This window comes from Flavobacterium pectinovorum, from assembly GCF_022802975.1.
In the GTDB taxonomy this organism is placed as follows: domain Bacteria; phylum Bacteroidota; class Bacteroidia; order Flavobacteriales; family Flavobacteriaceae; genus Flavobacterium; species Flavobacterium pectinovorum_B.
On record NZ_JAFEVZ010000008.1, the window covers coordinates 221,684 to 235,781 of the forward strand.

At 31.6% G+C, this 14,098-nt stretch carries 12 protein-coding genes and 1 tRNA gene; 10 read left to right on the forward strand and 3 right to left on the reverse strand.

Annotation, left to right across the window (positions count from 1 at the left end):
- Positions 1-99: 99 nt before the first annotated feature.
- The 6 genes from FLV_RS13480 to FLV_RS13505 all read left to right on the forward strand — a co-directional run bounded on the left by FLV_RS13480 (position 100) and on the right by FLV_RS13505 (position 7,570).
- Positions 100-1,008: a LamG domain-containing protein gene (locus FLV_RS13480; protein WP_243234547.1), complete on the forward strand. Its 909-nt coding sequence runs from the start codon at positions 100-102 to the stop codon at positions 1,006-1,008.
- Between the two features lie 744 nt (positions 1,009-1,752).
- Entirely contained in the window at positions 1,753-2,586 is an 834-nt protein-coding gene (locus FLV_RS13485) for a 1,4-dihydroxy-2-naphthoyl-CoA synthase (RefSeq protein ID WP_070908004.1), read from the forward strand.
- A gap of 125 nt (positions 2,587-2,711) precedes the next feature.
- Positions 2,712-3,674 carry a 1,4-dihydroxy-2-naphthoate octaprenyltransferase gene (menA, locus tag FLV_RS13490; protein WP_243234548.1) on the forward strand — a complete coding sequence of 321 codons (963 nt, stop codon included), beginning with the start codon at positions 2,712-2,714 and terminating at the stop codon, positions 3,672-3,674.
- Positions 3,675-3,699: 25 nt separating this feature from the next.
- Positions 3,700-4,377 carry a metal-dependent hydrolase gene (locus FLV_RS13495; RefSeq protein ID WP_243234549.1) on the forward strand — a complete coding sequence of 226 codons (678 nt, stop codon included), beginning with the start codon at positions 3,700-3,702 and terminating at the stop codon, positions 4,375-4,377.
- 448 nt (positions 4,378-4,825) lie between these two features.
- Positions 4,826-6,160: a DEAD/DEAH box helicase gene (locus FLV_RS13500; protein WP_243234550.1), complete on the forward strand. Its 1,335-nt coding sequence runs from the start codon at positions 4,826-4,828 to the stop codon at positions 6,158-6,160.
- Between the two features lie 147 nt (positions 6,161-6,307).
- Positions 6,308-7,570 (forward strand): NAD(P)/FAD-dependent oxidoreductase, encoded by a 1,263-nt coding sequence (locus FLV_RS13505; protein WP_243234551.1) that lies wholly within the window; start codon positions 6,308-6,310, stop codon positions 7,568-7,570.
- 39 nt (positions 7,571-7,609) lie between these two features.
- On the opposite strand, the gene FLV_RS13510 is transcribed toward FLV_RS13505, so the two are convergent.
- Positions 7,610-8,839, reverse strand: a complete 1,230-nt coding sequence (locus FLV_RS13510) for a multidrug effflux MFS transporter (RefSeq protein WP_243234552.1) — start codon at positions 8,837-8,839, stop codon at positions 7,610-7,612.
- A gap of 140 nt (positions 8,840-8,979) precedes the next feature.
- Here FLV_RS13510 and FLV_RS13515 point away from each other — a divergent pair, with 140 nt between their 5' ends.
- The 3 genes from FLV_RS13515 (at position 8,980) to FLV_RS13525 (ending at position 12,273) form a co-directional block, all read left to right on the forward strand.
- On the forward strand, positions 8,980-9,396 hold the full coding sequence (locus FLV_RS13515; protein WP_243234553.1) for a hypothetical protein: 417 nt from the start codon (positions 8,980-8,982) through the stop codon (positions 9,394-9,396).
- Between the two features lie 362 nt (positions 9,397-9,758).
- A complete protein-coding gene (locus FLV_RS13520; RefSeq protein WP_243234554.1) occupies positions 9,759-11,675 on the forward strand; it encodes a DUF294 nucleotidyltransferase-like domain-containing protein in 1,917 nt (638 codons plus the stop codon).
- Position 11,676: 1 nt separating this feature from the next.
- Complete coding sequence (locus tag FLV_RS13525; RefSeq protein WP_243234555.1) at positions 11,677-12,273, forward strand: PolC-type DNA polymerase III; 597 nt, start codon at positions 11,677-11,679, stop codon at positions 12,271-12,273.
- A 136-nt stretch (positions 12,274-12,409) separates the two neighbouring features.
- On the opposite strand, the gene FLV_RS13530 is transcribed toward FLV_RS13525, so the two are convergent.
- A complete protein-coding gene (locus tag FLV_RS13530) occupies positions 12,410-12,922 on the reverse strand; it encodes an adenine phosphoribosyltransferase (protein ID WP_243234556.1) in 513 nt (170 codons plus the stop codon).
- Between the two features lie 115 nt (positions 12,923-13,037).
- Here FLV_RS13530 and FLV_RS13535 point away from each other — a divergent pair.
- Positions 13,038-13,111, forward strand: a tRNA-Arg gene (locus tag FLV_RS13535).
- Here the strand turns inward: FLV_RS13535 and FLV_RS13540 are convergent.
- Positions 13,077-14,045, reverse strand: coding sequence for a recombinase family protein (locus FLV_RS13540; protein WP_243234557.1), 969 nt, complete (start codon positions 14,043-14,045; stop codon positions 13,077-13,079). The genes FLV_RS13535 and FLV_RS13540 overlap by 35 nt on opposite strands.
- Positions 14,046-14,098 lie beyond the last annotated feature (53 nt).

Consider the following 14,098-nt stretch of genomic DNA (forward strand, 5'->3'; position numbering starts at 1 on the left):
ACGGTTTTTTGATGTTGTTTATCGAATAAATTTCTTTGTAAATCGGGTTAGTGATATTTTGGTAGTATTAAAATGATTAATATTTTAACACAGAATATCATGAAAAAAATATTACTTACATTGATGATAGCCTTTTCTGCTAATATTGAAGCTCAGATACCTATTCACGAATTTAATTTCAACGGAACATTACATAATACAGAAAATACCATATCTTTTATGGGAACAGAAAATTATGTAAGCGATAGAATGGGGAATGAAAAAAGCGCACAAAGATTAACAAATAAAGCATTAGAGGCTGTAATTGATAATCTTCCGCAGAATGATGCAGCAAGAACGGTAACAATTTGGATTAAAATGAACGATATTTCTTCTCCAAATTATATATGGGGATATGGAACAGCATATAATGCTCAATATTTCGGGTTGCTTCAACAAGGCACAACGTCTTCAAATTCTGATTTAAGTTTGGCAGGTTGGGGAGCTTCAAATGATCTTTTAGTTAATATTCCTTTAGTTAAAAATACATGGTATCAGTACAGTATTACTTTTGATGGTAATACTTCAAAAATATACAGAAATGGCGAATTGTTAAAATACATCAAAGGAATGTCCCGTGATACAAGAGGAACCGTTTTTAAATTAGGTGAAATCAATACAACAATAGGGATTAATGCTGATTTTGATGAGCTGAAAATTTATAATACTGCTCTGTCTGATAAAGAAATATATGATTTATATAACACTTCAAAACAACTTGAAAGTGTAGTAGTTATAGATTCAAAAAAAAATACTGCGACTAAAAAAGATAATGAAAAAAAACAGTCAGAATCAGCTATTTCGACAGCAAAGCCGGTTGTCTTAAATTCAAAAAAAGTAGAGATATTTTCTCAGGGACAAAAAGTACTAAGTAATAATACACAGGAAATAAATATAAATCAACTCCCTGAAGGTACTTACTTATTAAAAGTTACCAATCTGCCATCTAAAAAAAATATATCTAAATAAAGGTCTTAGATACTTATCAAAAGGTTTCTTTTACCAAAGAACAAGAAAGGCTATCCTTTACGAATAGCCTTTCTCTTTTTATTCTAGTTTTAAAAAATTGTAATTAAAAAAAAACAGAAATAAAATAATCCTTAAATTTTAATGTATTGTAAAAAGTAAAAATTTTACGAATTTTAAGATTTACTTTTTTTAAACGTATGTCTTTTAAATAATCTATACATTTTATTCAAAAACAATCAATTAATTTCACGGCTTACCCTTTGGTTTTGAAATATTTTTACAGAAAGTCTTCAATTTTAATTTTCATCTATCGTACTCTTTCTTTTGGTAAATTGAATAAACATTTCTAGTGTTTAACCCTCGGTGTTACTATCTTTTTCTTGAAGTTGAAACATATGAATAAATCATTTGCTCATTATTTTTTGTTTTATAATTAAAAACCATTAAAAAATGAGCGACAAATTTTTTAATTTTTCTCAAAAAAAGTCATTTTTTAGGTTAATAAATCAGTGAAAGAAAATCAATCTCTAAATCAATAAATAAAATGTATCTTATTGATTTCTAGGTTGTAAAATTACTTATTATTTTTAAATACAAGTGTTAAAAAATGTTATTTTTTATTTTTGAGACATAATTATCTTCAAAATTTGATTTAGAAAAAAGACTTGCTTAGAATTGAGTAGGTAAAAATGTAAAAATGGTTTATTTTTACACTGATAATTATTTAAAACAAAATAAATAGAAATGGATTGGATAACTGCCAGAGAATTCGAAGATATAACCTATAAAAAATGTAACGGAGTCGCGAGAATAGCTTTTAACAGACCAAATGTTAGAAATGCTTTTCGCCCAAAAACAACCTCCGAATTATACCAGGCCTTTTATGACGCACAAGAAGATACTTCAATAGGAGTGGTTTTGCTTTCGGCTGAAGGACCATCAACAAAGGATGGAGTATATTCTTTTTGCAGCGGAGGAGATCAAAATGCACGAGGGCATCAGGGTTATGTGGGAGATGATGGACAGCACCGTTTAAATATTCTTGAAGTACAGCGATTGATTCGTTTTATGCCAAAAGTAGTTATTGCGGTTGTTCCGGGTTGGGCAGTTGGCGGTGGTCATAGTTTGCACGTAGTTTGCGACATGACTTTGGCGAGTAAAGAACATGCTATTTTTAAACAAACAGATGCAGATGTAACCAGTTTTGATGGAGGATACGGTTCTGCTTACCTGGCTAAAATGGTAGGACAGAAAAAAGCACGTGAAATTTTCTTTTTGGGAAGAAATTATTCAGCTCAGGAAGCAATGGATATGGGAATGGTAAATGCAGTAATTCCACATGACGAATTAGAAGCTACTGCTTACGAATGGGCGCAGGAAATTCTTCAAAAATCACCAACTTCTATAAAAATGCTAAAATTTGCCATGAACTTGACAGATGACGGAATGGTTGGACAACAGGTTTTTGCAGGCGAAGCAACACGTCTCGCTTATATGACCGAAGAAGCAAAAGAAGGACGAAATGCCTTTTTAGAAAAAAGAAAGCCTAATTTTGGCGAGAATAAATGGTTGCCATAAATTAATATAATTGTTTCAGGTTTCAAGTTTCATGTTATCCGTTCTGTAAAAAACCTGAAACCTGAAACCTGAAACCTGAAACCTGAAACTTGAAACCTGAAACAAAATAAAACTAAAAAAACATAATGAAACATTGGATTGAAGCCGCCAGATTGCGCACATTACCTTTATCTGTTTCCGGAATTATAGTAGGAAGTATTTACGCCTTATCTAATCCAACAGAAGCCATCAATACACCAACAGAAGTATTTAGTTGGAAAGTTTTTGGTTTTGCACTTTTAACAACGCTTGGTTTACAAGTTTTATCCAACTTTGCAAATGATTATGGAGACGGGGTAAAGGGTACGGATAATGCTGATAGAGTAGGGCCTCAAAGAGCTATTCAGAGTGGTGTTATTACGCCTCAGGCCATGAAAAAAGCAATTATAATAACTTCTTTGCTAACATTATTATCTGCCATCATCTTAATCTATTTTGCTTTTGGTAAAACTAATTTTATTTATTCGCTCTTTTTCTTAGTGCTCGGAATTGCTGCAATTGCTTCTGCAATTCGTTATACGGTTGGTAATTCAGCTTATGGATACAAAGGATTTGGAGATGTGTTTGTTTTTGTGTTTTTTGGATTGGTAAGTACTTTGGGGGTTAATTTTTTATATTCTAAAGAAGTTGATCCGCTTTTAATTTTGCCGGCCATTTCTATAGGTTTGTTAAGCGTAGGCGTTTTAAACCTGAACAATATGCGTGATGAAGAATCCGACAGAAAATCCGGAAAAAATACCATTGTGGTTCAGATTGGCGGAGCAAAGGCTAAAATTTATCATTTTTCAATAATCATTACAGCAATGCTTTTGGTGATTGTTTTTGCGATTTTAAGCGATTATAATTTTGATCAGTATTTATTTTTATTAGCCTATATACCTTTAACAAAACATTTAATTACCGTTTATAAAAATCAAAATCCCAAGTTGTTAGATCCCGAATTAAAAAAACTGGCACTCAGTACTTTTTTGCTTTCTATATTATTAACAGTTTGTATGATATCTTTAATCTCAGATATCATTGTAAATCTTTTTTTAGGAGGAAGATAATTGTTTCACTTTAAATTTTTATCAAATGAAAATTACATTTTACGGTCATGCCTCTTTAGGAATTGAAGTAGGAGGAAAGCATATCATTGTAGATCCTTTTATAACGGGAAATCCGTTAGCTTCAGCGATTGATATAAACACATTAAAAGCCGATTATATTTTGCTTACCCACGCACATGGCGACCACGTTCTAGATGTTGAGGCAATTGCTAATCGCACAGAAGCCACCATAGTTTCAAATGCCGAAATTGCCAGTTATTATGCAAAATTAGGTTTAAAAGCACATCCAATGAATCATGGTGGAAGCTGGAATTTTGATTTCGGAAAGGTTAAATATGTAAACGCAGTTCATTCCAGTTCATTTCCCGACGGAAGTTATGGCGGAAACCCTGGAGGTTTTGTAATCGAAGGTGAGCATAAAAACATCTATATTGCCGGTGACACAGCCTTAACAATGGATATGAAACTGATTCCAATGCGCACCAAATTAGATTTAGCCATTTTTCCAATCGGAAATAATTTTACAATGGATGTCGAAGATGCTATTATCGCTTCTGATTTTGTAGAATGTGATAAAATACTCGGCTACCATTTTGACACTTTCGGATACATCGAAATCAATCATGAAGAGTCTATTCGTAAATTTTTCGATAAAGGAAAAGATCTAATGCTTCTCGAAATCGGAGAATCAATTGAATTGTAATAATGTCATCCTGAGCAGAGTCGAAGGAAGGAGCTGTTTCCTGCTGTACACTATATCTTTTATGCCGAACACCGGCATAAAAGGATGCCGTTTCCATCAGGGCTAGGGCTTCAGTTTTTATAAGAAGCTCTTTGAAATTGAGTTTTTTACTAATTAAATCTATCGACTTAATATGTCGTTCGATGAATATTTTTTTTACAAAAAAAGCAATATAAGATTACGTTTGTTTTGTCAGGCTGAGCGGAGTCGAAGCCCTAGTTAAACAAAAACGTCATTGGCAGTGAATTTTCTGAAAATGCAATAGCTTTTTCAGAAAATTTGTATCGAGAACCATTTTTAATTCTAATTTTTTTAATCTCGACAGAATCCGCTCCAAACTGGATCACTTGGATCAACGAAAAATCAGAATTAATAAACCAGAATTCTAAAATAAAAAAAAATAAAAAAAATGTCTAAACAATTCGCATCATTAGGAATTTCAGCACCAATTTTAAAAGCATTAAGCGAATTGAATATTGTTGAGCCAACAGAAATTCAACAAAAAACAATTCCGTTACTTTTATCTGAAACCCACGATCTGGTTGGTTTAGCCAAAACAGGAACTGGAAAAACCGCTGCTTTCGGATTACCATTACTGCAATTAATCGATACAAAATCAACTGATATTCAGGCAGTAATTTTAGTTCCAACAAGAGAATTGGGTCAGCAGATTTTTAGAAACCTGGAAGATTTTTCAAAACATATCCCAAATATTTCGATTGCAGCAACCTGTGGTGGAATCCCGATAAAACCTCAAATCGAAAGACTTACAAATTCAACACATATTGTGGTGGCAACTCCCGGTCGTTTAATCGATTTGATCCAAAGAAAAGCAGTCGATTTAAAACAAACCCAATATTTGGTTTTAGACGAAGCCGATGAAATGGTTTCTATCCTTAAAGAAAGCTTAGATGAAATCATTGCCGAACTTCCTAAAAAACACCGTACTTTATTATTTTCTGCCACTTTACCGGGAACGATAAAACAATTGATTCAGAATTACTTAAATAAAAATGTAGTTCAAATTAGTGCCAATATGGAAACAGTTGGTAACCAAGGTATTGATCACGAATATATTGTAGTAGATCCTATTGAAAAATTAGATGTATTAATGCATTTTTTAAACTCAAGAGACGGAGAACGCGGCATTATTTTTTGTAAAACCAAAGCAGCCGTAAACAAATTGGCAAAAAACTTAGCTATAAATCGTTTTTCTTCAGGAGCAATTCATGGAAGTTTATCACAGGGAATCCGTGACCGAATTATGGAGCAATTTCGTGAAGGGCATATCAATATTTTAGTAGCAACCGATTTGGCTGCTAGAGGAATTGATGTAAAAGAAATATCCTACGTTGTAAATTATCATTTGCCTGATGTGTATGAAACGTACGTGCACAGAAGCGGAAGAACCGCAAGGGCAGGAGCAAAGGGGCTTTCTCTTACTGTTTTACAACAGGAAGAAGTTGTTGAAATTGCAGATTTTGAAAGAGAGCTGGGTTTGAAATTTATCGAATTCAAAAAACCTTCTGTTGCAAGTTTAGAAGAAAACAATACGCTTTTATGGGCAAAACAAATCTTTAAAACAAAACCAAATCACGATATTTCAACCGATTTAAAAACGAAAGTCAAAACGGTTTTTCATCATCTTACAAAAGACGAATTAATAGAAAAACTACTGGCTAACTATGTGTTGCAGAATAAAGTTGAAACAGCAGAGAAGCCTGTTAAAAAGTTTAAAAAATAATAACCATCGAAAAACTGTATAAGAATATCGATGTAGTTAAAAAATCTGTTAAAAAAAATAAAAAGTAATGTTTTTGTTGCTTTGCATAACCAATTAATATTGTAATTTTAGAGGTAATTTTCATTAAACCTACATAATATATCATATATGAACATAGTCATTATTGGAGGTGGTTTCGCAGGATTAAATCTTGCAAAAGAGCTTCTAAATCATCCTGAAATACAGGTAACCCTTGTAGATAAAAACAATTACAATTTTTTCCCACCCCTTATTTATCAGGTTGCTACGGCTTTTTTAGAACCTTCAAGTATCAGTTATCCGTTTAGGAAATTTTTTGCCGGTAAAAAAAATCTTCAATTTAGGTTAGGTGAATTATTATCTGTTGTTCCGGCAGAAAATAAAGTGATTTTGAGTAACGGCGAATTATCATACGATCATTTGGTTTTTGCTACTGGTGCCGAAACCAGTTATTTTGGTATGGAAAACGTAATGAAAAACGCCATTCCGATGAAAACCTTAAATGATGCCATCGTAATGCGAAATACATTGCTTAAGAATTTAGAAAAAGCAGCTATTTGTAAAGAAATTCGTAAGCGCCGTAAATTATTGACCATTGTTGTAGCAGGCGGTGGGCCAACAGGAGTAGAGGTTTCAGGCATGTTTGCTGAAATGCGAAAAAATATTTTATTAAAAGAATATCCTGAATTAGATACCACCGCAAGCAATGTTTATTTAGTCGATGGAGGAGATGCATTGCTCGCACCAATGAGCGAAGCTTCTCAAAAAGACACTTTGGAAGCGCTTACAAAATTAGGTGTAGTAGTTAAATTAAACAGCAAGGTAACTGATTATGTAGACGACACAGTATTTTTTGAAAACGGAGAAACCATTAAAACCAAAAATTTAATATGGGCTGCGGGTGTTACTGCAAAAATATTTGAAGGAATGCCAGCTGAAAGCTACGGACGTGGAAGAAGAATGGCTACTGATGCTTTTAATAAAGTAAATGCTACGGAGAATATTTATGCCATTGGTGATACTGCTATTTTAACTGCAGATAAAAATTTTCCAGATGGTCATCCTCAGGTAGCCCAAGTTGCTATACAACAAGGAATAAATCTTGCTAAAAACTTTAAAGCTTCACTTCAAAATAAAGCACTTAAGCCTTTTGTTTACAACGACAAAGGGTCAATGGCTATTATTGGAAAAAATAAAGCAGTAGTTGATTTACCAAATCCTAAATGGCATTTTAAAGGATTCTTTGCTTGGTTTATTTGGCTATTTGTTCATTTGATTTCGCTAATCACTTACAGAAACAGATTAAAAACTTTCTATAATTGGATGATAGCCTATTTTGCCAGAGACCAATCTCTTAGAATGATAATCAGGCCTGATAAAAAACAGGTATAAAAAAATCCGGAATTTTGAATTCCGGATTTTTTTTATTATTTAATGACCAATTGTAATTTCGTCGTCAGAGGATATTTCTACTTTTTGTTTGATAAAACGTTTTCCAATATTCAGAATAATAAATGCTAAAATGGTGGTCGCTGTCATGATGGCTACCATTGGTGCTACTGAATCTTTAACAAAAATTCCGACAGCAAAAGAAGCCAACGCTCCCAATCCAAGCTGAATCGCTCCCATTAAAGCAGAAGCGCTCCCGGCATTTTTAGCAAAAGGAGCCATTGTAAGTCCCGCTGTATTAGGATTCGAGATTCCTAAGCAGCCTAAAAACAAAAACAGCATCCCAATCGTTTCGTACAATCCTAAAAGATTATTCAAAGAAAGAAGCAAAAAAACAATACTGATTACAGATTGTGCTATTAGGGCACTAAAGATCATTTGTTCACTGGAAAATCTCTTTAATAAAACCGAATTTAATTGACTGGATGCAATAAAACTAACAGACATAAAGGCAAAAATCCATCCATATGTTTTGGCATCAACATGATAAATATCCATAAAAATAATAGGTGAGGCTGCAACGTATGAAAATAATCCGGAAAAAGCTATGGAACCTGTAAAGGCATAAGTAAAAAATTGAGGTTCTTTCAGTACTTTTAAAAAGTTAGAAATGATAGGTCTTGGTTTTAATGAAATTGAAGTATCAGGTTTATAAGTATTTGGCAAGCCTAATTGTGAAGCTGTCAGAATAGCAATACCCATACACATTAATATTAAAAATACAACATGCCAGCCATAATCTTCAGTCACGTAACCGCCAATTGTTGGCGCCAGCATTGGCGAAAGTCCAAGAACAAGCATCAATAATGAAAAAACTTTAGGAATATCTTTTACAGGAAATAAATCTCTTACCATAGCTACTGAAGCAACTGTAGCAGAACAGCTTCCAACAGCCTGAATAAAGCGTAATAATATAAAATTATCAATATTTGTTACATACACACATCCTAAAGAGGCCAGAATATAAATCATCAAACCAATAAATAAAGGCTTTTTTCTCCCAAAGCGATCTAATAAAGGTCCATAAAGTAATTGTCCTGCCGAAATTCCGATAAAATAACTCGATAGACTCATAGAAACTTTTGCAACAGTTGTATTTAAATCTGTTGCAATTCCAGAAAACCCAGGTAAATACATATCGATTGAAAAAGGGCCTAATGCTGTTAAAGAACCCAAAATAAGAATAAGTTTAATGTATTTTTTTGTTGTCATTTTCTTAAAATATAGCATTTAATTTTGTTCAAAGATATATTTTTATTATCTTGTTGTAAATAATAATGCGTTTTATTTAAAAATGATTATTATGTAACTTTTCTGAAAAATTTTGAAACAATAACATTAAAATTTAAATTATGAAAAAAATTATCTTATTACTAGTCTTAGTTTTTACAACAATGTCTTTTAGTCAAACAATAACTTCAAAACAAGAAGATGCAAATGCTGAACAATACGCATTGTTGACAAAAGTAAATCAGTATTATCCGGACATTACTTTAAATAAAACACTTACTAATTTTTATGCAGATGGAAAAATTATAGATTCACAACAGGATTTTAAATTAAAAGGAACAAAATTCTCAAGCTACAAATTAGGAATTGAGCCAGACAATAAAAAATTATTGTTTGAATATGTAACTGTAGAGTCAGGTAAAGTTTATGGAGATGTTACCATTTTTAAAGACAATGCTTTGCGAACCACATTTTATGAAGAAAAGGGTGAGATTGAAGTTTCATTAAACGGCAAAGCAGTATATTCTAAAAAACTTTAAAGTCAATTTCAATAAAAAAGCATCAAATTAGATGCTTTTTTATTGATGTATTTTGAACCATAATTTATATTATGTAAAATAGAAATTTTAATTTATTTCAATCCTTTTCATTCATTAATGATAAAATGTTTAACTTAATTAAAAATTAAGCAAACAAATAAATATGCTTAATTAACTTTTTAAACAAAAACAGAATACTTAAATAAAAGATAATGAGTGAAATACTTAAATTAAATCAATATATTTAGTAATAATTTTAAGAAAAAATTAAGAATTTTATAAATCAATCGTTTTGCTGGTAACAATATGAAATAGTGATTTATTATTTTATTATTTTTACATTTGACTATATTAAATTTACTATGAATACAATCGCTGAGCATATTGCGGATTTTTTAAAAGAATATCCTCCATTTGATAATTTGACTTTTCAGGAGCTCTTTAATATTGCAACTAATATTCGTGTAATAAATTTAGAAAAACATGCTGTTTTGTTTCAAAACAATGATATTCTTCATGATAGTTTTTATGTGGTATCGTCGGGAATTATTAATCTTACAACGATTGCTGATGCTGAAGAAACTATTATAAACAAATGTCATGAAGGTGATATTTTTGGTTTGCGTCCGTTTTTTGCGAAAAATAATTATATGATGACTGCCAAAGCGCGTGAAGAAAGTATTGTTTATGCTATTCCTATTGCTGTTTTTAGGCCATTTGTGGCAAATAATTCAGATGTTCTAAATTTTTTATTGGAAAGTTTTGCAATTAATTCGCGTCATACAAAAGACAATGTAAATTCTGAAAACAAATTGATTTCTGATAACGGATTTTACTCGGATACACAATCAGAAATGCAGTACATTCAGTCTCTTAGCTATAATAACTCACCATTAACAACAACAGCTGATAAAATTGTAAAGGATGTTGCTATTTTAATGACTGAATCAATGGTTGATAATATTGTGGTTTGCGAAAATAATTATCCTATAGGTATTTTGACAGATGCCGATTTGTCTTCAAAAGTAGCAACAGGTCGTTTTTCAATTACTGAAACGATAGATAAAATCATGTCATCTCCTGTTGTTACTGTTATTGAAAATGTTTCTTTGGCAGAGGCACAGTTATTAATGTTAAAACACAATGTTACACACTTATGTGTTACTAAAGATGGTACAAATAAATCGGTAGTTAAAGGGATTATTTCTGAACATGATTTAATTGTAGCTCAGGCCAGTAATCCTGGTGTTTTGATTAAAGAAATTAAGAGGTCGCAATTACCAAAAGATTTAAAACAGATTCGTGATCGATTATCTGATTTAATTCAGAATTCAATTCAAAAAAACATTCCAATTTCACACGTGTGTAATATTGCCAACGAAATCAATCTGGCATTAATAAAACGCGCAGTCGAATTAACAATATTAGACTTAGGTTCCCCTCCTGCCCGCTTTGCATGGTTAAGTATTGGGAGTCAGGGAAGAAAAGAACAGCTTTTACTTACAGATCAGGACAGTATATTAATTTTTGAAGATGTTACTCCGGAAAAATACAGAGAAGTAAAAGATTATTTTTTAAGATTAGCCAAAAGAACTACATCTTTGTTAGAAAAAGTAGGTTATGAATTTTGTCCAAATGGACACATGGGAAGTAATATGTTATGGTGTAAATCATTGACTGACTGGATAAAACAATACAATAGCTGGATGAATACTCCAGGTGAAAACAGTAATGATTTAAGCAGTATTTTCTTTGATTATGAAATTGTTTTTGGTGAGTCAAAAATTGAAGAAGCAATCGAAAATGTTATCTTTAAAAATGCAATTAACAACCCATTATTTTTTGATTTTTTAGGTAATGATGCTTTAAAAAAGAATTCGCCTTTGAGTTTTTTCAAAAAATTCATTTTAGAAGAAGAAGGTCCTAATAAAATGAAATTTGATATTAAAACCAGAGCATTAATGCCACTTATTGATGCCGCGAGGTTATTAATATTAAGCTCAAACATTAAAGGAATTAAGAATACCTATTTAAGATTTAAACAACTCGCAATTTCAGATTCAAAAAATGCTGAGATATATTTAAGCTGTGCTGAAGCATTTTTAACTTTATTGAAATTTAGAACCGTTGAAGGATTAAAAAATGACGATTCCGGTCAATATATAAATATAAAAGAGCTATCTAAAACAGATAAAGAGAAATTAAAAAATGCATTGACTCCTATGCGTGATTTGGAGGAGTTAATTAAGAATAAATTTCAACTTACACAATTTTCATAATATGCTGGACTGGCTAAAAAATATTAACAAAGAATATCCTGATTTTTGGAAAAACTACCTTAGTAAATTTGAAACTAAACCCAATAGATTTGTAGTTATATCGACAGAAACGTCAGGACTAAACCCAGTAAAAGATGTAATTTTATCTATGGGGTCTTTTGCAATTGTTGGTGACAGTATCATAATACAGGACAACTTTGAAGCCGTTTTTTTACAATACAAATATCTGCATGATAACGGATTATCAAACGAATTTATAATTGAAAGTAAGATGAAAAAGCTTCAGGAAAATGAAGCTCTTCATGCTTTTATAGATTATCTTGGAAATGCTGTTTTAGTTGGTCATCATGTTAATTTTGATATCGAAATGATAAATGCTTCATTAGAGAGACTGGATTGTGGCAGGCTAAAAAATGAAGCTTTGGATATTGATGTTATGTATCGAAAATTAAAAGATATAAACGACAAACAATTTTCTTTGGATGAGTTATGTGAAATATATAAAATTCCAAAAAGTGACAGAAATTCATCTGCCGATGATGCCTATAAAATTGCTTTATTATTTTTAAAACTAAAATCCAGATTAGGTATTAATTAAGTAAATCTGCTTTGTATTTGATTGAAAATGTTATTTCATAAAATATTATGAGTGAAACTCTAAAAATTAATTCTGAATCTATTAGGTTTTACTTATGATAGGTTTTAGGAGTTTTTTAATTTAAAACGTTTTATATTTAATAAGTTATAGCAGTAAAAATGGGATGATTATTTATTTTACTTCTTCCATTTAGAAAAGAAAGTTCTATTAAAAAATTAAACTGAACTATTTCACCCCCAAGTTTGGTTACTAAATCAGCAAGTGCTTTAGCTGTTCCCCCAGTTGCCAGAACGTCATCATGAATTAAAACCTTATCCCCTTTTTTAATGGCGTCAATATGTATTTCTAATGAATCTGTACCATATTCTAAATTATAAGATGCCGAAATAGTTTTGAAGGGAAGTTTGTTTGCTTTTCTAACAGGCACAAAACCTGCATTCAGTCGGTCAGCCAATAACATTCCGAAGAAAAAACCTCTACTTTCGGCTCCTATTACCTTATCTATTCTTTGCCCGTTTAAGGAATTTAGCAAAATTTCGAGACATTTTTCTCTTGCATTGGGTTCATTTAGCAAAGGAGTAATATCTTTAAATAAAATTCCTTCTTTTGGAAAGTCTTGAATATCACGTATATAATTTTTAATCTGCATTTTTTTTTATTTTTATGTTATTTTTCTCTTGTATATCTCACATTTATGTCTATCTTTGCACCCGCAATAAGCAATCAACAAAGCTACAAAAAAACAGCTTAATTGATAACAAAAAGGCCTCGTGGCGCAACTGAATAGCGCATCTGATTACGGCTCAGAAGGTTACTGGTTTGAATCCAGTCGAGGTCACTTCTCGGGACAAAAGATAAAAATCATCTTTTGTCCCGTTTTTTTTTTCTTTTAACTGTTTGTTAATGAGATAAATAGACTCCACTATTTTGTTCACTCTAGCGGTTTGTACTTTATTTTCGTGAATTGTGAAATTTTCGGGGTAAACTAAACCAATTAGGCTTCTTGCATCTGATAAATCCCTTTTCAAATATGAATCACTAAGTTTGATGAGGTTGTCAACCCCCTTTATCAGTAGTTCTTCAATACTATGCTTATCTTTAGTGACTGTTGATAGCTCGCGTTCAAGGTTTGCAATTCGAGCACCATAGTCATCTTTCATAAGCTTATAATCATCAGCTTCAATTTTTGATGTAAGAAGAAGATCTCTTGCATTGCTTAATCTGAGTTCATAATCTTTTATCTGTTCGACAAGTCTTCTTTTCTGTTCGCCGGCATTATTTGCGAGATCACGATGTGTTTCATATAAAATCGAGCTGTATAATTTCTTAACTTCAGCTATTGGCTGATACTTATTGAGATCTTCAATAAAAAGTTCATTAGCGATTTCAGAGTTAATTCTAAACTTACATTGCGCTTCACAGTGGTAATAATGATAATATTTGTATCTTCCTTTACATTTACTTCCTTGCAGCTTCTTCTGGCACTTTGGACAGATAAAAAAGCCTCTTAAAGGGAAATCAACGACAGTTTTAATCTTAGGTCTGTAAAGGCGTGATTTTCCATCTAAGATATCCTGTACATTATAAAAAAGGCCTTCAGAAATAAGTGGCTCATGTTGCCCTGTAACAAATCTGCTTTCTTCATCTTTATATTTCGGTATAAATATTTTACCACAATAAACAGGATTTCTTATTAAACTGTAAAACTCAGTGATATTGACCACTGTTTTCCAATTTAAAGTGACCACTTCGTTTCGGTTTAAAGTGACCATCTAATTTCGGTGCAAAGTGAGCACCTAAAAAACTACTTTTTTTCGTGTGTTAA